General features: G+C 38.1%; 8 protein-coding genes and 2 pseudogenes. 1 reads left to right on the forward strand and 9 read right to left on the reverse strand.

What is annotated here, in order from left to right:
* Nucleotides 1-123 precede the first annotated feature (123 nt).
* The 9 genes and pseudogenes from QZ379_RS01820 to QZ379_RS01860 all read right to left on the reverse strand — a co-directional run bounded on the left by QZ379_RS01820 (nucleotide 124) and on the right by QZ379_RS01860 (nucleotide 18,802).
* Nucleotides 124-1,539 carry a sialate O-acetylesterase gene (locus QZ379_RS01820; protein WP_291557641.1) on the reverse strand — a complete coding sequence of 472 codons (1,416 nt, stop codon included), beginning with the start codon at nucleotides 1,537-1,539 and terminating at the stop codon, nucleotides 124-126.
* A gap of 120 nt (nucleotides 1,540-1,659) precedes the next feature.
* A complete protein-coding gene (locus QZ379_RS01825; RefSeq protein WP_291557644.1) occupies nucleotides 1,660-5,382 on the reverse strand; it encodes a glycoside hydrolase family 2 TIM barrel-domain containing protein in 3,723 nt (1,240 codons plus the stop codon).
* A gap of 16 nt (nucleotides 5,383-5,398) precedes the next feature.
* Nucleotides 5,399-7,852 carry a beta-galactosidase GalA gene (galA, locus tag QZ379_RS01830; protein WP_291557648.1) on the reverse strand — a complete coding sequence of 818 codons (2,454 nt, stop codon included), beginning with the start codon at nucleotides 7,850-7,852 and terminating at the stop codon, nucleotides 5,399-5,401.
* Between the two features lie 6 nt (nucleotides 7,853-7,858).
* Nucleotides 7,859-9,235 (reverse strand): glycoside hydrolase family 43 protein, encoded by a 1,377-nt coding sequence (locus tag QZ379_RS01835; protein WP_366933565.1) that lies wholly within the window; start codon nucleotides 9,233-9,235, stop codon nucleotides 7,859-7,861.
* Nucleotides 9,236-10,756: pseudogene (locus QZ379_RS01840) on the reverse strand (glycoside hydrolase family 43 protein); the annotation flags it as partial. It abuts the gene before it with no gap.
* Nucleotides 10,757-10,881: 125 nt separating this feature from the next.
* On the reverse strand, nucleotides 10,882-12,417 hold the full coding sequence (locus QZ379_RS01845) for a cellulase family glycosylhydrolase (protein WP_291557649.1): 1,536 nt from the start codon (nucleotides 12,415-12,417) through the stop codon (nucleotides 10,882-10,884).
* A gap of 21 nt (nucleotides 12,418-12,438) precedes the next feature.
* A complete protein-coding gene (locus tag QZ379_RS01850; protein WP_291557651.1) occupies nucleotides 12,439-13,929 on the reverse strand; it encodes a glycan-binding surface protein in 1,491 nt (496 codons plus the stop codon).
* Nucleotides 13,930-13,940: 11 nt separating this feature from the next.
* The gene (locus QZ379_RS01855; RefSeq protein ID WP_291557653.1) at nucleotides 13,941-15,596 is read right to left on the reverse strand and encodes a RagB/SusD family nutrient uptake outer membrane protein; all 1,656 of its coding nucleotides are present in this window, start codon (nucleotides 15,594-15,596) and stop codon (nucleotides 13,941-13,943) included.
* 19 nt (nucleotides 15,597-15,615) lie between these two features.
* Nucleotides 15,616-18,802 (reverse strand): annotated as a pseudogene (locus QZ379_RS01860) (TonB-dependent receptor).
* Between the two features lie 738 nt (nucleotides 18,803-19,540).
* On the opposite strand from QZ379_RS01860, the gene QZ379_RS01870 reads away from it, so the two are divergent.
* Complete coding sequence (locus QZ379_RS01870) at nucleotides 19,541-19,774, forward strand: fimbrillin family protein (protein ID WP_291557659.1); 234 nt, start codon at nucleotides 19,541-19,543, stop codon at nucleotides 19,772-19,774.
* The last annotated feature ends 120 nt before the right edge of the window (nucleotides 19,775-19,894 follow it).

Raw genomic sequence — 19,894 nt, forward strand, 5'->3', positions numbered from 1 at the left:
ATTTTCAGTTTTCAAAAAAACATCTTTTTATGGAATTATCCAATAAAAACATTTATAAATGGTCAATTTTATAAATGCAAAGCGCTCCACCAATATAAAAATGATGGAGCACCTTCAAATATTTTATTCCCAATTATCTGTTCTGAATGGATATAAAGGAAGACTACGAAGGTTTGCTACATTACCCGGTTTATAATCGCGGAATCCATACCTTACGGCAACAGGATTTTTTACATTTTCACATGTTACTTTTATCTGATTACCACACGCTTCAGCCTCTGCGGGATAGAACACTTTGTCTTCGCCTGCCATCTCAAAGCCTTCCATGTCTGACATGCGATTGAAGCCTTCCGGAGCATTATCAAATGTGAGGTAAACATCACCATCCTTCATATACATTGACTTATAAACTGGTCCATACGCCTCAATACCACGTACACCATAGGTTTTGCTCAACGCCATATAAGCAAGTCTTTTCCCAACATCTGTCTTATTCTTCGGATGAATATTTTTCATTTCATAAGGCATAACCAAATCATTTGTAGAAATCATACCACTGTTAGGAATCATGGACTGAGCTTTGAACTGAGACTCTCGTAGAAGAGCAAATAAATTTGTTTCTGGAGAGTTGAAAGGTGCTATCTCCACATAGTAAAAAGGAAGTTCACCAAGCCCCCATTCTTTACGCCATAATTCAACCATTGTCCTCAAGCGTTCGGCATAAGTATTATGTTTTCCCACATTGGCTTCACCCTGATACCATAAGAAACCTTTAATAGTATAATTTTGTAATGGATGTAACATACCATTATACATCAATGTAGGGCTAGTATAATGCCACCATCCGTCTTCTCTCCTTATATCACGTTCCAGGTCAATATCAGGATATTCCGCCACTATTTCACGAGGTAACCACCCTTCTACGGTAGAACCGCCCCAACTACAATTAATAATACCAATAGGAATATCCAATATCTGATTCATCATCATAGCAAAATTAAACCCTGTGGCACTGAATTCAGGAGCATTTTCAGGATTACTGACTTTCCAACTGCCCCTACAGTAATCAACAGGTTCTGTTTGCCCGTCCCTTCCTATTGTAGCAACTCGTATGCCTTTCCATTTCGAGGCCGTAGCTATCAATTCATTTGCACCTTCTATTGGAGCATCCCAAAACCCCCTTAAAGGCATTTCCATATTAGACTGTCCGGAGCAAAACCAAACCTCACCTATCAGAATATTACTCAACTTTGTTTCCTCGCCATCGGATAATGTTATGGCATAAGTCTGATAACTTGCAGATGGAGTCTCTATTTTTATTATCCATTTGCCATCCTTATCTGACATTGTTCTATAAACATTATTCGTCCAAGAAGGACAAATTGTTATTTCCTTGTCACTATCTGCTTTTCCCCACAGACAAACATCTGTTTGCTGCTGCAAAACCATATTGTCACTCAAGATTTCAGGCAATACTATTTTTGCCATTGCTCCAGCCTGCATCATCATCAGGCATGTAATCGTAATTAATTTTTTCATGTTTGAATTAATATTATATTAAACTTATTATTTGTCTTACTATTTACACTTTACATAGCAGGTATTATTTCATTACAGATTAATCTCGAAATAGGCTATTTTATTTTAAAATGTTACCAATTATTTATTTAAAGGCAAAAATTTTATACTCCTCTCATATTTTGTTACTGGTACTTTATATGGTAACATTATAGACCTGCATGTACATCCAACTCCAGAAGTTGCATAGTCAAGATTCAAAGTAACATTCTTACTTTTCTTCAACTGATAAGTATATAATGATTTGGTTAGATTATCAGTCGAAAACGGATATACATTAAAATTAAACAATTCATTCATAGAGATTTTTAAGCCACGTCCGCTCTTATTCTTAATCATCAACCATCTGTTATCACATCTCAAACCATAATCTTGCGGTATCAGATAAGGTTCATACATATCATTAACATTTGAGCTATATTGTCCAACCGGATATCCTGTTTTTCTATCTGGATAATTTTCTTGAGGTCCTCTTCCATACCATAAAATATTATTATAAGTGGAATCTATTTCCATTGTAAGGCCTACCCTCATTAACCACCTCGGAAGTCTACCTTGTGGAACAATCATATGGTTTATATCAATCTCTCCAGTATTTTTAACGCAATATCTATATATATTCTCAAATCCATTTATCTGAACGCCTGATATATACTTATCTAGTTTTCCATAAGACTCATCAGGAGACAATTTATAGCTTCGGCTATAAATATTGACAACATCATTTCCTTTATTATAATCAAAAGATACCATGATATCCTTCAATTTATCAATCCCGAAAGAATATTGTTCATTGACGGTACGCATACCATATTCTTTCTTCCAGCCAGTACGATCTTCTCCCCATGCAGCCCAATCGTCCAGTTCATTAGCAAGAGGGGCTCTCCATACATTAAATTCAACATCTGACTTTATTACCTCCTCATTATTTATATATAAAGAAAACAATCGTCCAGTTCCTTTAGAAAATCCATATTTAAAACCATCTCCTTCTACCCACAAACAAGTATCAGTATCTACACAATTCAAATTATGGTTTCCACATTGCATAGGTAAAACAATGTCCCTATGCCATGGCAAATCAAGCTGTTCCCATGCAACTATATGACCTTTATCGGCCCATATCTCTTTACTCTTCAGGCTTACCTTAAATTCCAATCTATATTCTACATTATCTTTTATTTCAGGTATAGAAATAGATATAGCCACATTCTTTTTATGCAACGGAGCTATATTCTCATCTATAATGCCACGTTGAACAATTTTACAATCCTCCGTAAGGAACCATTCAACCAAATATTTATCCACTTCTATAAAACTATGCTTATTCCATATCTCAACAATAAAATTGCCATTATTATCTATCCATTTGAAATCAACCGGTTGTGCAGATTTTCTCATTTGCCACATTTCCGGTTGCGGCTTTCTGTCAGGCCATATTGAACCGTAAGTCCTTGCACCAATACCATAGCTATAAAATGTCCCTGACGAGTTTTCATTCTCAAAATCAAGCCATAGTACAGAATTTTCTTTATTCAAACCATTTGCTGAATAGATTTTATCAAATATGGCGACATTATCAATCATTGCGTCACATATAGCAACATTAATATCACACCCCTGGGTTTCTGAATTACGACCTATATTTACCGGGAATGGCAGATTCTTAATATGACCATTAGCAGGCATCTCTGCCAATTCTATATTATCTACAGATATAGACATGAATTTCCCATCATACTCACATAATACACTATGCCAATTATACTCCCAGTTTAACGGAAGTTTTGCTGTCAGTTCGTACCTTTTGTCAGTGAAAATATAAAACTTTATTTCATCTACTCCGTTTTGATGTACCCCAAATTGATTATTGCCCTTAGTTATAAAAGAGCCTGAATCCTTACATGAAGCACGCGGATATACATCAAATTTTAAAATAAGCTGATTACTCGTCAACTCCAGATTCTCTCCTCTGTAAATCTCAATCCATGCATCATGACCACTAAAGTCTGCAACCGTATTATTCCCAATCCTTTTCAAGGATACTTTTCCCATAATGTTTGCAGGAGTATCAAATGGTGAGCCGTCCTGTATCCTCCTTACTTTTTCTTCTATACCAGGACTAACAAAATCCCAAATAGCTCCGCCGATTGTCCTTGAATGAGAATTTATGACACGCCAATAGTCATCCAATCCACCGCCTCCATTTCCTGCTACAGACAAATATTCATCCATAAAAGAAGGTCTTATATCATTATCATAGCCCATACCTTGTTGTATTTCCAACTCTATCGGACTAGGATATCTAGGGCCGACAATATCCTCTGCTTCATGTATTGGTGCATTTCCACCATACATCCAAAGCCTTGTTTCATCATATTTCTTGCCTTCTTTCACAACTTCCGTAATATTAAATCCCTCACCAGACTCATTTCCAGCGCTCCAAAACAAGACACAAGGATAATTTCTATCCCGCAAGACCATCCTTCGCACTCTCTCTTTATACATTTCCGTGAAATCACTTCTTTCAGATACCCATTCTGTTGCATGAGCTTCAACTCCTGCCTCATCTATTACATAAAGTCCATACTCATTGGCCAATCTTAGATATGAATTCACAGGAGGATAATGCGAAGTACGCACGGCATTAAAATTAAACTGTTTCAATAATTCAAAATCCTGTCTGATAACATCCTCACGCATCACATGTCCCCATCGCGGATGTTGCATATGTGAATTCTGAGCATTGATCTTTACTGGAACTCCATTCAAGCAAAATACTCCATCTATTATTTGCGTTTCCTTAAAACCTACTTTTGTTTCAATTTTATCAATTATCTTATCCTGACTGTTTAAAAGTAACAAATGCAAGTCATATAGATTTGGTGTTTCAGCAGTCCATTTCAAAGGATTGATTATTTCTTTTGATATAGATACAGACTGTTCCCTCTCTATTTCAAACAAAGGAGATGAAAACTCACTTATTATATCGGAGTGTCTATCCAGCAAAACGGCTTTTACTTTCAACTCACCTTCTATACTATTTCCATACCTTTTTACATCTACTCTTAGATTAAGTTCTGAGTTGATATAATTATCATCCAATTCTGTTTCAACACACCAATCAAACAATCTTGTATCCGGTGTTGAATAGATTATGACATCATCAAATATTCCTGCAAAGCGCCAATAATCCTGACCTTCAAGATAATAGCCGTCACTATATTTGACTACCAAAACAGAAATAACATTTTTACCTTCCCTTAAACAAGACGTGATATTATATTCGGCAGGCTCCTGAGCTCCTTCATTATATCCCACCTCTTGCCCGTTTATCCATACGAATGATGCTGAGGCAACTTTCTCCATACGCAAAAATACTTGTTTGCCATCCCAATCATCAGGTATTGTAAAAGTTTTCCGATACAGACCTGTAGGATTATAGTCTCTCGGCACAAACGGCACATTGACTTTAAATGGGGCATTCACATTTCTGAAGAGCTTGTCACCATATCCCAACATTTCCCAGTTTGAAGGTACTTCTATTTTATCCCAGTTATCATCATCGTAACTATAACTATAAAAATCAGCTGGTATGCTATCCGGGGTAACAAACCACCTAAAATTCCATAAGCCGTTAAGTGAAATGTTACTTTCTGGTATATAATAACTTCTTCCCGGCTCCTGATTAACCTCAAATATTGCCGGATTCTCTATATAATAATATATATTGTCAAGAAACGCTGTTTGGGCTGTTCCAATAACGGCCTGAATAGATAGAATAAAAAATATTATCTTCTTCATAGGATAAATATAAAAACTACTTGCATTCAATTGTATAAGAAGTTCCGGCAAGCCCTTCTCCTTCTACTGTTAAAGTAGCCGTTCCCTTCTGTGTATCAGATTGCAATAAGATTTGTGCCAAGCCATTGAATGATTTTACCTGATAGTGGCGCGCACCTCTATCCTTCGGCGAATCACCATCTTTATATGCAGGATCACCATTCCCTACACCTAAAATCCGTATAGGACCTTCAACGGTAAACTTTAACAAAGGACAAGCTGTAGGAACAAAATTATTCTTCTTGTCTTTTAGCTCCACATCTATAACAGCTACATCTTGTCCGTTTGCAAACAATGTATCCTTGTTTGCAGTCAGTACAATGGATTCCGGTTTCCCTGATGTACGAATCATCCGTGTTAATTGTCTTTTACCGTTCTTAAATCCTATAGCTTTGACTGTACCAGGATAATAAATGGCATCCCATGACAAATGACCATTTTCAGGCATCTTTTTACGTCCAAGTTTTTTATTATTAACAGTAAGTTCCACTTCGTCGCAATTACTGTAAACCCAAACCTTGATACTGTCGCCTTCATGTCCTCCCAGGTTCCAATGAGGGAATATATGAAGTGTAGGTTCGTCAGTCCACCATGATTTTAAATACCATGCCTCATCCTTTGGGAAGCCACAATAATCGAAAATACCTTTATGAGTTCCGGTCTGTGGATAACCTATTGGATTAGGTTCACCACGGAAATCAAATCCAACCCAATAAAACATACCTCCTAACCAAGGACGCTCGCAATAAAATTTCCATCCACGTTCTATGCAGTTAAGTACACTGTCTTTACCATTAGGCTTAAGATTAAGTGATGCCATATGCCCGTTCTTAAAATCATCAAAATATACCCCTCTAGTTCCGCACCCTGAAATTTCTTCAGTACCAATACCACATCGTAATGGATATTGCCCACGGTATTTGTCAATCGGATTCTGGAGTATGTAATTATAACCTGCCACATCAGCAGGAACAAGGACTGAAGGTCCACCGCTTGATGCTACAGTCATCATCCTGCTTGGATCAAATCTATGACAATATTCACGCATAGAAGCTATCACACGTGTTCCTTGTTCACTCCATTCCATACCCCATTCCTCATTACCGACACTCCAAAGTATAATACTAGGATGATTTCTGTCGCGCTCAATCATGCGTTTCAACAGACGCACATGCTCGTTATTTATTCCTGTAAGACGATTTTCTTCTATTACAAGAATACCCAAACTGTCGCATGCGTCAAGCAATTCAGGAGTCATCGGATTATGCGAAGAACGGTAAGCATTGCATCCAAACTCTTTCAACCTCTTCAAACGAAAAATCTGCAAGGCATCTGGAATTGCAGCCCCAACACCGGCATGATCCTGATGCATATTCACTCCCTTCAGCTTCACCACTTTTCCGTTCAAAAAGAAACCTTTGTTCGCATCAAATTTAACTTCACGAATACCAATTGTAGTATTGTAAGTATCAACTTTCTTATCATCTACAAAAACCTCTGTCATTACATTGTACAGATATGGATTGTCTGTACTCCAAAGCTTCGGATTATCCACAGTCAATTGCGAACATACTGTTTGTGAGGTCTTTGGATATACATTTTCGCCATTACCATCACAACTGCCAACTTCTTTTCCTTCACGGTCAAATAATATATGACGTAATTTGAAAGATACTGCTTTCGTTCCGGAGTTTTCTATATTTGTTTCAATATTTAAAACTGCGGAATCATATGTAGAGTTAAGCCTGCTGCTTATGAAAGTTCCAAAAGGAGCCACATGTAAGTCAGACATTTTATGCAACCACACATGACGATATATTCCTGCACCTTCATAAAACCAACCCTCAGCCATTGAGGCATCTACACGAACGGTTATCAAATTTTCTCCCCCGTAATTCAGGTATTCCGAAATATCATACGTCTGTGTAGCATATCCACTTGGCTCACCTCCTAAATAAAATCCGTTGACCCATATTTTTGAATCCCTGAAAATGCCGTCAAACTGCAAATACAAATGACGTCCCAAATCTGTTTCCGGTATGTTTATAATCTTACGATACCATCCCACACTATTTTCAGGATATTTATACCCCAACATTTTATATCCATGGCTATGTATAGCATTTCTATCATATGGTAAATGCACTGCCCAGTCATGTGGCAAATCGACCTTCTCCCATTCCGAATCATCAAAGTCCTTTGAATAAGGACCTTTGTTATGAACTGAATTGGCTTTAGTCAGATAATTGAAGTCCTCTGTTCCACATCCAAAATCTTTTTCCGGAGATGAAGCGGAACCTAAGGCAAATAGCCATCCTTCATCCATTAATATGCGTTCACGTTGTGAATAAACATATAAAGGATACCAAGGCATCATCATGGCCAATAATAATGTAAGAATATTTATTCTCATGTTAAATAATCTATTCATATTCAATTATTCAAACTTCCATGAATCAAAACTTAGACTCTGTCCTTTCAACACAAAATAAAGGTCAGTTTGCCCTTTAAACTTTTTGAGAACTCCGCTTTTTATTATTTCCATATTACCGTTATCCACCATCAATGTAGCAATTATTTCTCCAGAAGGAGTTCCACGACGTACCTCAATGATTCCCTTCCCGCAAACCTTAGCTGCAAAAGAAGAAGGTTTCTTAGAAAATTTCACACCCCTCAAGCATATCAATCCTTCTTCACCATTTGAAAGTCCTGCATACATATTGCCTACCTCAGGTGACTGTGAGAATTTTATATTTTGTGTTGCAGCTGTAGTCCCCGCTTGCTGAAGAACAAACGGGTTCAAGGGTTGTATCTGGTCAACACCTTTCAAGGTCTGATTTCCCATGAAAATATGCACATCCTTTTCATCTACATTTATTTCATCCACACATACATTTCGGAATCCTCCGTCGGTATTGAAACTACTTTGCAATGTCAATGTATGATAGAACAAATACCATTTATCACGGAATTTATGCAAATGTGTATGATTATTACTGAATCCAAGTCCATAGTCACCAGGATTCTTCAGGTAATTATTATGATATTTCCAACTTGTTTTGTCAAGCGGAGTTTTGCTCGTCATATAGAACATACTACATTTCGTCTGTTTCTCTGCAGTATAGTTCCAATCGCTATAATCCTGCCAATCAGTATTGTATGTATAAACATATGTTCCATTTATATAATTCATCTCATTTGCCTCGAAATGATGAGGAGCGTTCATCTTTACTATTTCACTGTCTATGCTTATCATATCCTTGCCTAAACGCATGATACACGAAGAGCCTGCACCTACAGTTAGCCATCCCGTTCCATTGGCATCAATAACTGTACCTGGATCAAAAGGAACTTTACAATCTCCAAGTCCCGGAGTATTGGCATCAATCAAGCTTTTATTAAGAGGACTACTCCATGGACCTACCGGTGATGTCGCAGTCAGTACACCTGTACCGAACCCACTATTTGAAAAATAAAGATAAAAATGTGTTTTACCGTCACTTTCCTTACGTTTTACTATAGAAGGTGCCCACGAGGCCATAATCCAAGGAGCTATACTGTTTACATCAATAATTCCATGATAAGTCCAATTCACCATATCATCGGTTGACATCATCACAAGTGACTTTATACGTTCGTATGTGTTACGCCCATCACGTCCCACAGCCTCATATTGCTGGTTGTCGTTTGTGGCATACACATAGAGTCTTCCTTCATATTCCACGGCAGTAGGGTCTGCTGTAAACATAAAATCAAGTAACGGGTTTGCATAACCGGACATCAATTTCGGAGAAACTTCCGGCACGATTGGCATGTATTTGAAGTTGTCATAATCCGCCTGTACATCCCCCTCGGCAAACAGTCCGATATATACCCCCGTGAAACCTCCATTAGTTTCAGTACTAAGATAACGTGTGTTCATATGTCCGGCTTCTGAATAATGAGTACCGTCTGTTGAATACATCAAAGAATAAATTTCATCACTTCCCTTAATTCTCAGATAAATGAAATCGTCAGTTACTTTGCAAATATCTTCTACATGACATATGTCGTTCAAACGATAACGGAGTTTCAATTGACCGTCAGTTACATAAAGGTCATAATGAGCTGAAGGACAAAGATAAGCAGTCATTCCTACATTTCCATTTCCTTTTGCCTTCATCCTTGTTGTGGCTTGGAAGTTGATATCTTCCTGCCGGCGCCCCACAAACGTAGGTGAAGCTCCATAATCATCCAGTTTTTTATCACTTCCTTTTATACAGAGAAAACCTTTGTTCTCCTTAAGAGAATAGTTTTCCTTTACAGGAATACCTATCCAGTTCCATTCGACTCCAAGTTCAGAATTATTAAAATCCCAATCCGGACTGTTTTTTATTGTAGTTTGTGGAAGCGTTTTTACATCTTTCATATCTATATTTATGGTTCCATCCACATTCACGACCGGCCATCCTTCTTTATTCCATGAAACTGGAGCAAGAAAAGTTTCACGCCCCAAGACATGATGTTGTCCATTCTGAGTACGGAACCCAAGACATACCAGCCACCATGAGCCGTCATGTGCCTGTACCATATCGGCATGTCCTACACCTTGAATCGGATTATTCTGCGCATTCTGATTTATATGTGTCAAAATAGGATTTGCCGGATTACTTTCATACGGTCCTTCTATATTCCGGCTGCGTGCTATAGTAACCTTATGACCATATTCAGTTCCTCCTTCGCTAATCATCAGATAATACCATCCGTCGCGCTTATAGATATGCGGTCCTTCAGGGAAACGTCCGCCTGTGCCAGCCCATAGGCGTTTAGATTCGGTCAACATCTCTCCTGTTTTTGGATTGATTTCACATAGCCATATGGCACCATCTGGATTACTCACCATGTAGCAATGACCGTCTTCAAAGTAAAGTGAAGGGTCAATACCACCTTGCTTAATCCATACAGGATCTGACCATTCCCCACTCGGATTATCAGTATATACCAGAAAATTTCCACGATCTGATGTGTTTGTAGTAATCATGTAATACGTACCGTCATTATAACGGATAGTAGGAGCATAAATGCCTCCCCACATATTACCACCTTTTATTTTCAATTGCGACTCGCGTGTCAGTACATGTCCTGTCTGTTTCCAGTTTACAAGATCACGACTATGAAAAATAGGCACACCGGGAAAATATTCGAACGAACTGTTTACAATATAATAGTCTTCTCCTGCACGGCAAATACTTGGATCGGGATGAAATCCTGGGATAATAGGATTTTTATATCCCTGTGCCATACCGCAAAAAGTAAATAAAAATAAGACTACGAAGATACTTAATGTTTTTTTCATGGATTTCAGTTTTTTCTTATTCAGCTATTATAGTCAGGTTAAACAAAAGACACAGAGACACTGGTTTACAACCAATTAATACTTTGTGGTGTTGTGTCTCTGTGTCATCCAAAAATCTGTTATTATCAATAAGGATACTGTCCTTTTGCCGCACCATCCATCAGCTTTTGATGAATTACTGGTACTATAATATCCAATGTGTTACGGTCAAAGAAACGCGCGCCCTGAATATCCCACAGGAATGGGACACAGCCATAATTTTTCGCCTGCTCTGCCACAAAACCGAGGAAAAAACCTTCGGACTCTTCGCATTTTTCCTGAAGCATACCCATATTGGCTACAATCTTGTCATAGTTCTTATAGTCTTTAAGCAATGGGTCTTTTTCATATTCACGATATGCCAGACCAAACTCACCGACAATTACAGGAACTCCCAGGTCAACGAACTTTGTCTTCATCTTTTTCATCTGCTCATGCACATATCCCTCCTGATTGTCATAATCGAATTTTCCATCCATATATTCGAGAGCATACTTTTCGTAAGGTTCACCCCAGAAATATGTCATGCTTGCAGCCAAATTACTTGAAGGATCGTTTAAACAGAAATTGTATGGCGTATAGTAATGTACTTCTACCATCAAACGTGCAGGAGTAGAGTCTTCAGGAAGTTCAAACCAATCGTATGTCTTATCTATATTAGTATCAGGTCCCTGGACTATCAAATTACGATAAGTATTGTTTCCTTTCGTTTCACGTACCGCATTCACAAAAGCTTGTTCGTAACGACGTAAAACAGCCATATCCTCACGATTTGCGACAGCAGGTTCGTTTGCTCCAGCAAACAAAAGACGTCCGTCATAATCACGGAATGCAGTAGCAATTTGTTTCCAAAAATTATAGACTTTAGCCTCGACTGTAGCTATAGACTCTTCTGTCAGAGCAGAAGCATCACAACTCTGATCCTGCCATCCTCCATCCCAGTGAATATTGACAATGGCATACATATCTGCATTCTGACAAAAATCAACTATTTCTTTCACATGGTTTAACCAATCAGCCTTGAGTGTCTGTCCATCCGCTTCCAGATATTGAGGCTGATTCCATGCACACGGAATACGTACTGCATTGAAACCCATCTCCTTTACTTTATTAATAATAGCTTGGGTTGTAGGAGGTGCTCCCCAAGTATTCTCTCCGTCAGGTGCTTCAAGCGTATTACCTAAATTCCATCCTATAGCAATTGATTTGGCAACTTCTATTGCATCTTTCTCCATACCTTCCGGATATACCGTATCATATTTAGAGCCTTGTGCTACAGCATATTGTTTAATATTTCCGCCCGCATTCATTGTGATAGTTGCCTTACGGGATTGTTCACCAATATTTCTTTCGTAAGTTATTTTTATGTACTGTTCTTTAGTAGCTTTACCTGAAACATTAGACAAAGTACACCACGTCTGGTCACTTTCCAAAGTCCAACTTGTATTTGATGTCAAGGCCACCATAATATGTCCTTGTCCATAACCAAACGAGAAATCAGTAACTTCCTCTCCGTTACTGCTAAGAGAAAACTCTGCTCCCTTAACTATGCTGTCATCCTTGCATCCTTGCAATATTGTTACAAAAAGGATGAAGAATAAATATATATAGTTCTTTTTCATATAGCTTATAATATTTTAATATCAATCTTTTTGTTTGGCAGCAGGTACAATACGGAAATTATCAAAATAAATTTCGACATGTACATTAGCTTTATCAGTAGGATTTGTTATGTAAACTCCCAATTCTGTAGAACGTCCTTTATTCAAGAAATCTTTCCATGTATTTTCTTCAACTAATGAAGACAATGGAATGCTACATTGCATCCATCTACCAATTTCAGTTTTACCAGTAAAAGAACCTACAGGTACATAATTTGATAATGCTGCATCAAAGTTTCCACCCAATTGGATTTGCAACACAGGTCCCTCAAAAGCTTCTGCTATATAACACTCAAATTGCAATTCAAGATCTGATGTTTTCGTATTCTCTGGAATAACATCTGCAGCAGGCCATACAGTGACATTTACGACCTGTCCCCACCACCAATTCCAAGCCGAGATATCACCTACAATACCAGAATACTTTCCATCAGAAATATATGGAGGAACAGTTCCGTCAGCAGAATTATACACCTGAGAAAATCCTCCCCATGTCCTATAGCCGACATTATCCCAATTCAAAATAACATTTTCCTTTGGATAGAATGTTTCTTCCATCTCAAATGTGCCGCTAATTGTAGTAACAGAAAGTTTTCCTGATTTACTTGGAGCCTTAGGCATAGTAAATGACAGTTCGTCATACTCTGGCGAAAGTTTTATTTCATCTGCTAAGATATCAAACTCACCATTTATATTTATACGAGATACATCTATCAGGTTTATACCCAAAATGCGTACTTCGCTGCCTACAATTGGCATAGTGGAACTTATACCTGTTATTTCTGCTTGTGGACCTTCAGGCACAAACTCAATACAAGCATCACTAGTATAACATTCCATTATTATATAGCCTTTTTCGTTCAATTTATCAGGAACCGTAAATGATATTTCACTGTAATCCGAATTTACGCTATAATCTGTTATAGTTTCTGTTACATTTATTGAGTCTGTTGTAAAATAAATCCGTTTAATTTCATAGAAATTTTCTCCCTTCAAGATAATTTCATCTCCTGGTTCAATCGGATAAGAAGCTGATATGTTGGAAATAACAGGACCAGGTGAAAGCACATGCATCGGATACGTGGCCACCCCATGATCTGTTACAATACGCAACTCGGACGGAACATCCGGATTCGGTCCAGACAATTTAAAATCGTCATCGGATGGCACAGTAATAATCAGACTGGTAGAAGTACCATAGTTAGCATTAAAACTAATTTCCTGATTATTTATATATACTTTTTTCACACCATCAAGATTCTCTCCAACAGCTACAATCATCGAGCCTTGACTAACATCGGTAAAAGTGCTGTCAGCCAACGCTGGATCTGTCACACGCAAATAGTGTATAACAGGAATCCTGTCAGTTCCTCCTTCTTCCTTACAAGACGGAGTTATTACAATAGATGCAAATATTACAAAAAGCAATATCAAGCATCCTAAATTTTCTATTATGTTTTTCAATTTTCTCATGACTAATGAAATTATTCGTTAAAATTATAAGGAACAGGTTCTTCCTTCAGCAATGGATTTTGGATAACATCAGATTCCGGATAAGGGAAAAATATATTATCATTTGAGATATTAATTTCGATTTGAGGCTCTTCATATACTCCTTCATGAAAAGTTCCGGTGTAGTCTTCAGTACCGAGAAGTAACCTTCCTGCCTGATCTTCATCTCTCTTTATCACAGTAGCACGTTCTCCACGCTTCTGGCTGTTGAAATATGTCAGCATATAGTCTGGTTTCCAACAATACCATGACACCATATCATACCAGTTGCAATATTCCATACAGAATTCTACTCGTCGTTCACGTATAATATCTTCAAAATCAATGGATTTTTTCTCCCATCTTCCTTTTCCGTTAAACGCACGATATCTAACCTTATTGAAATATTCCAATCCCGGTCCCTCTGTCAGTTTTGCGTTATTGCCTAAACAAGCCTCCGCATAAGTAAGATATACATCTGCAAGACGCAGGATATATGTGTTTAGCGGCGAATTCATAGATTGTACGTATCCATCATTATCATCATCAGGACCTCCTACAACTCCTTTCTTTATAGGCGCACCTTTATATGTATAGGTGTATCCACCGTCAGAAATACAAATATATGGATAATATGTTCCTTGAGTAAAGAAGGTAGTATTTCTACGCAATGTATCCCCCGGCTCCTTATTATATATTTCCAACATCTCTACACTTGCTGCATAGCTGCTCCATACATTCACACCTCCAGTTACTTCGGTAGAAAATGCTAAGTCTGCGAACAAAGTATTACATACTCCCCATTCACCTAGTGGAACCCACTGCATAGCTAATAACGATTCCTGATTATTGTTCTTTTTGTATTTGAAAAGGTCCTCGTAATTTGGCAAAAGTTCCAAACCGCTATTTTCGCATACATCAGCCGCATACTGCTTTGCCAATTCCAAGTCAGCATTGTCACGCTGTCCGCCTTTCTTCCATCCGGAACGCGCCAGATAAGTTTTAGCAAGCATTCCTTTAGCCGCCCAACAAGTGGCACGTCCAGGTTGGTCTCCTTTTTCAGGTAAATTTTCAGCCGCATAAGTAAAGTCATTTATAATGAACTGGAATACATCTTCTTCACGATTCAACGGAAGAATAGGATTATCCACCACTTTCTGATTGTCTTCAATAAGGATTACAGGTCCCCATGCGCGCAACATATAGAAATAGGCACATCCTCGCATCAAACGCGCTTCGGCAATAGCTTTCTTTTTCGCCTCTTCGCTTACATCTCCGGTCGTTTTTTCTTTTACATCCGAAATAACAGAATTCGACATGGTGATTACAGAATAGAATGATTTCCACGCTGCAGACAGAAGTTCGTTAAGAGCTGTCACTTGAAAGGTCGTAAATTCCGGGCTTCCCCACGGGCTATACATATCATTGGCACGTCCGCTTCCAATGGGAACAATAGCACGCTGGTTATAATCGAACCATGCACGGTTATAAAGTGGTGCAGTAGCCGCTTCCAATGCTTCGTCACAAGCATAGAAGTTTGAATCCGTATAAGAGCCTTCTGGCGTTCTGTCGAGGAAACTATCACTACACCCTGTCAGTATTCCGGCCATAAGGACAAGACTTGATAATATTTTGGTTTTACTTTTCATTGCTGTAATGTTATTAAGGTTAGAAACTCAGATTCAGTCCGACAGTATAGATACGCTGTGACGGGTAGCGCGCGTAATCCACACCACGGAGTAATACATTATAATTATATGCTCCAACTTCAGGGTCATATCCCTTGTACTTGGTAAAAGTAAAAGCATTTTGTATGTTCATATATACACGCAGGTTTTCAATGTGCCATTTACGAGTCCATTTTTGCGGGAAAGTATATCCCAGCGAAATGTTCTTTATTCGCAGATATGAACCATCTTCAACAAAACGACTACTCATACGATTGTTGTCGTTACCATCTGCAGTATTAAGACGCTGAACTGTAGCCGATTCCGGATTAGAAACGTGTACATTCCAAATTTCCTCCGGCTTTGCCGGGTCAATCAGTTCTACATGTGCTATGCCTGTAGCTTCCTTAAGCAGGTTACTGTTACGCATAGGATTAGTAAAATCCTGACGGAACAAATTTACAAGCTTGTTGCCATACACACCATTGATAAAGATATTCATGTCGAAGCCCTTATAAGTAAAAGTATTATTGAAACCATAAGAGAACTTAGGTTCAGGGTTTCCAAGATATGTACGATCCTGTTCGTCAATAACTCCGTCACCATTCAAATCCTCAAAGATATAGTCACCTACCCAAACTTCATCTTTTGCTACATGCTGATTCTCCGGAAGTGCAACCGGAAGTCTATTACCATTTTTATCAAGAAGGAAGTTTCCGTCTGCGTCACGTTGATAAAAATCACGTTCCTCCTTGAACATACCTATAGCCTTATATCCATAATATTGTCCTACCGGTTGTCCAACTGTAGAATAAGTAAGTGTCTGTGCGCCATAAATTGTTCCAGATAGCCCTGCCGTTTCTGTATAAAGTTTTGTTATCTTATTCTTATTGAATGAAATGGTTATTCCTGTTCTCCATGTGAAATCCTTTTTGGATATATTGACTGTATTCAACGTAAATTCAGCTCCTTTATTTTCCATAGCTCCTGCATTTACCCATGGAGAATTGATAATTCCAGTCACGTATGAAGGTAATGAGGCTTGCATCAGCAAGTTATCTGTATTCTTCAGATAAGTATCGAAAATAAACTCAACTCTATTATCAAAAAGATTCAGGTCAATACCAGCGTTCCATGCTTTGGTTTCTTCCCATTTCAGTTTGTCGTTAGGATAGTTTCCAGCATAGAATCCGGTTCCCCAAATACTGGCAGCCGATGCCATAGTTACTCCGTAAGCATAGCTTGAAGCAGATTGATTACCTACAAGTCCCCATCCCAATCTCAATTTCAAATTGTTAAGCCATTTCACGTCTTTCAGAAATTTCTCGTTATTTATTTTCCATGCAAGTGCCATTGATGGAAATACGCCCCAACGGTTTGCCGGACCGAAACTGGAGGAACCATCTCCACGTACAGTGAAAGTAGCCAAATAGCGGTCGTCATATCCGTAATTCAATCGTCCATAATATGATTCAATAGCTGAAGAACCTCTTCCACTACTATTTTTGGCTGTAGAAGAATCGCCCATATTCAACTCATGAATAGTATTGAACAAATAATTATCTCGGCTTCCATAAAGAGTTTCATAACTATGTTCCTGAGCTTCATGACCTGCCATAACGGAAATATTATGTTTTCCAAATGTGCCATTGTATGTCAGATAAGTTTTTAGAGTCCAGCTTGAACCTTTATTTGCGCCACGGCTTCCTGTAGATGACTGTACGTAATGTCCATAGTCATACGACGGAGTATATTGATAAGTATTGCTGTAATAATAGTTTCCTGCATATTCAGCACGGAACACCAGCCCTTTCCATAATGTCACATCTGCAAAAAAGTCAACATACATCTGCAATCCCCTGTTATAGTTTTCACGCATGAGTGCTTCTGCTACAGGGTTAGAGAAATAAGTACCATACATATTTTCTGCCTGTGCTCCCCAGCTTCCATCCGGATTTCGTGCCGGAGTATCAGGCAACTGTTCTATGGCAGTACGGATGATATTACCGCTGTCTATCGTATTATTCTGTGTAGTTTGCGCCACAGAAGCTCTCAGACCTGTTGATAACCATTTCGTTATTTTATTGTCCATATTAACACGAGCGGAGAAACGTTCAAAATCCGACCCGATGGCGATACCTTCCTGCTGCAAATATCCGGCAGAAAGAGAGTATTTCACATTGTCGTTTCCTCCAGAAATATTCAACTGGTGATTATGCATAGACGCATTCTGGAAGATTTCCCCCTGCCAGTCTGTTCCTTCACTCAACAGGCTGATGTCTGCAAATTCCGCACGTTTGCCGAAGCCGATTACTTCCGCACGCAGATTCTGATATTCGGCATATTCGCGCAAGTTCATCACCCCAAGTTTTTTCGGAAGTTGCTGCAAACCGTAATATCCTTCATAAGTGATACGCGTCTTTCCGGCCTGTCCCTGTTTGGTAGTGATAAGTACCACACCATTAGATGCACGCGAACCATAAATAGCCGTAGCTGATGCGTCTTTTAATATTTCCATAGAAACAACATCCGAAGGGTTAATGGATGACAATACACTGGAGTTTGAATCGTTGTTACCGGAAATCGCCACACCGTCTATCACGTAAAGCGGTTCATTTCCATTCAATGAGTTAATACCTCGGATACTAACGGATATACCTCCACCCGGCGTTCCGGAATTTTGTGTAACAGATACTCCGGCAGCCTTACTCTGCAATGCCTGGTCCAACGAAGTGACAATGGATTGTTTTATCTCATCCTCACCTACTGATACCACTGAACCTGTAAGATCGCTACGCTTCATAGTTCCGTATCCCACTACAACGACTTCATCCAAAATCTCAGAGTCTTCCTCCAACTCCACGTTTACTACCGTTTTTGAAGCCTTCACTTCTTGAGACTTAAAAACCGATATAAGAAAAGACAATGGTTTCATTGGATCTTGCCTGCAATGAATACCTCCCTTCAAAATCCGTAATAGTTCCTACCTGAGGTCTCTCTTTAACTTGAACACTCACGCCTATTAACGCTTCACCATCTGTTCCCGACGTTACAACTCCGGTAACAGTCCTTTCCTGCAAAACTTCCGCAAAAGAGAATTCCACCCCCACAATACATGATACGATAAATATCAATGCGATGCGGTAACCGTAAAAGTTTTTGCAACATTTTAGAAACTCGTTTCTCATTTCAGTTTACCATTTTAAAAATTAACAAATTAATATTTTTACATTACTACAAACATCAATCAGCCCAAATCATCACACTGCAAAAGTAAAGAAAATAAGAGAACACGAACTTAAAACGTGTTTTACGAATATGGCATGTTTGTTAATGTAAAGTACCCGTATGTTACCACACATGGTATAAAATGTTACCTGTCCCCGTCAGAATACCGTACAGACAGCATTTTCAGCAAAAAAACAGGATTCTATCACCCCAGCCTTACAACATATATAATCATGTAATACCATCCCATAATAAAACATGTTTTATATATACATAAAATATGTTTTGTGCTTTCATTTTCTATAAATACAACTTATGTTTTTATAAATACAAGTTATATTTATAAAGATACAAACTATATTTACATATATATAGCTTATATTTACAGAATGTGATTAGGAAAGATGGAATTTTCAACTATACATACAAATTTATCCTAAACACATATACAAACTATATTTCAGATATTGTTTAAACAGTATTTGAATAGTATTTAAACAATGTTTTAACAGCATATGAAAACCGATAACGAATACCGGTTACATATTATACTGTCATTGATAACATTTTGGCAATATAGCATAACAAACACCTGTGTTACAGTTACGATTTGAGCCCATAATTAAAATATTATATTCAATAACTTTGCAATAGTGATTTTTGAATTATTTTTGTTTAATCGTTAAACATTTTTTATTATGAGAATGACTTTAATGTTTGGTCTTGGACTGGCAACAACTTTGCTGGCCACGTCTTGTACAAAAGAAGAAAATTTCAATCAGGCGCAAGACATTATGTTCAGCAGCTCTATCAGTTCACGTGCCACAGACACTTCATTCGAGAAAAATGACAAAATTGGTATTTCCATGACTCCTGGGAATACTACAAACGTCCTTTATTCTACAGAAGGGAGGATTTTTATTAGTTTATAACCCCAATGAGACAAGAACTGAAATATTTGCTCCAATTGAAATCGAACATGGAATAACGAGCTATGATTTTATAATAGATGAAGATATATCTAAGAATTTACAAGATAATATCATTAATAA

Source organism: Bacteroides sp. (genome assembly GCF_019417265.1).
Taxonomy (GTDB): Bacteria; Bacteroidota; Bacteroidia; order Bacteroidales; family Bacteroidaceae; genus Phocaeicola.

Excerpts from the sequence above, each read along its gene's own strand:
- QZ379_RS01820 (WP_291557641.1), bottom strand. The coding sequence starts at position 1,539 with ATGAAAAAATTAATTACGATTACATGCCTGATGATGATGCAGGCTGGA.
- QZ379_RS01825 (WP_291557644.1), bottom strand. The coding sequence starts at position 5,382 with ATGAAGAAGATAATATTTTTTATTCTATCTATTCAGGCCGTTATTGGA.
- galA (WP_291557648.1), bottom strand. The coding sequence starts at position 7,852 with ATGAATAGATTATTTAACATGAGAATAAATATTCTTACATTATTATTG.
- QZ379_RS01835 (WP_366933565.1), bottom strand. The coding sequence starts at position 9,235 with ATGCCAATCGTGCCGGAAGTTTCTCCGAAATTGATGTCCGGTTATGCA.
- QZ379_RS01845 (WP_291557649.1), bottom strand. The coding sequence starts at position 12,417 with ATGAAAAAGAACTATATATATTTATTCTTCATCCTTTTTGTAACAATA.
- QZ379_RS01850 (WP_291557651.1), bottom strand. The coding sequence starts at position 13,929 with ATGAGAAAATTGAAAAACATAATAGAAAATTTAGGATGCTTGATATTG.
- QZ379_RS01855 (WP_291557653.1), bottom strand. The coding sequence starts at position 15,596 with ATGAAAAGTAAAACCAAAATATTATCAAGTCTTGTCCTTATGGCCGGA.
- QZ379_RS01870 (WP_291557659.1), top strand. The coding sequence starts at position 19,541 with ATGAGAATGACTTTAATGTTTGGTCTTGGACTGGCAACAACTTTGCTG.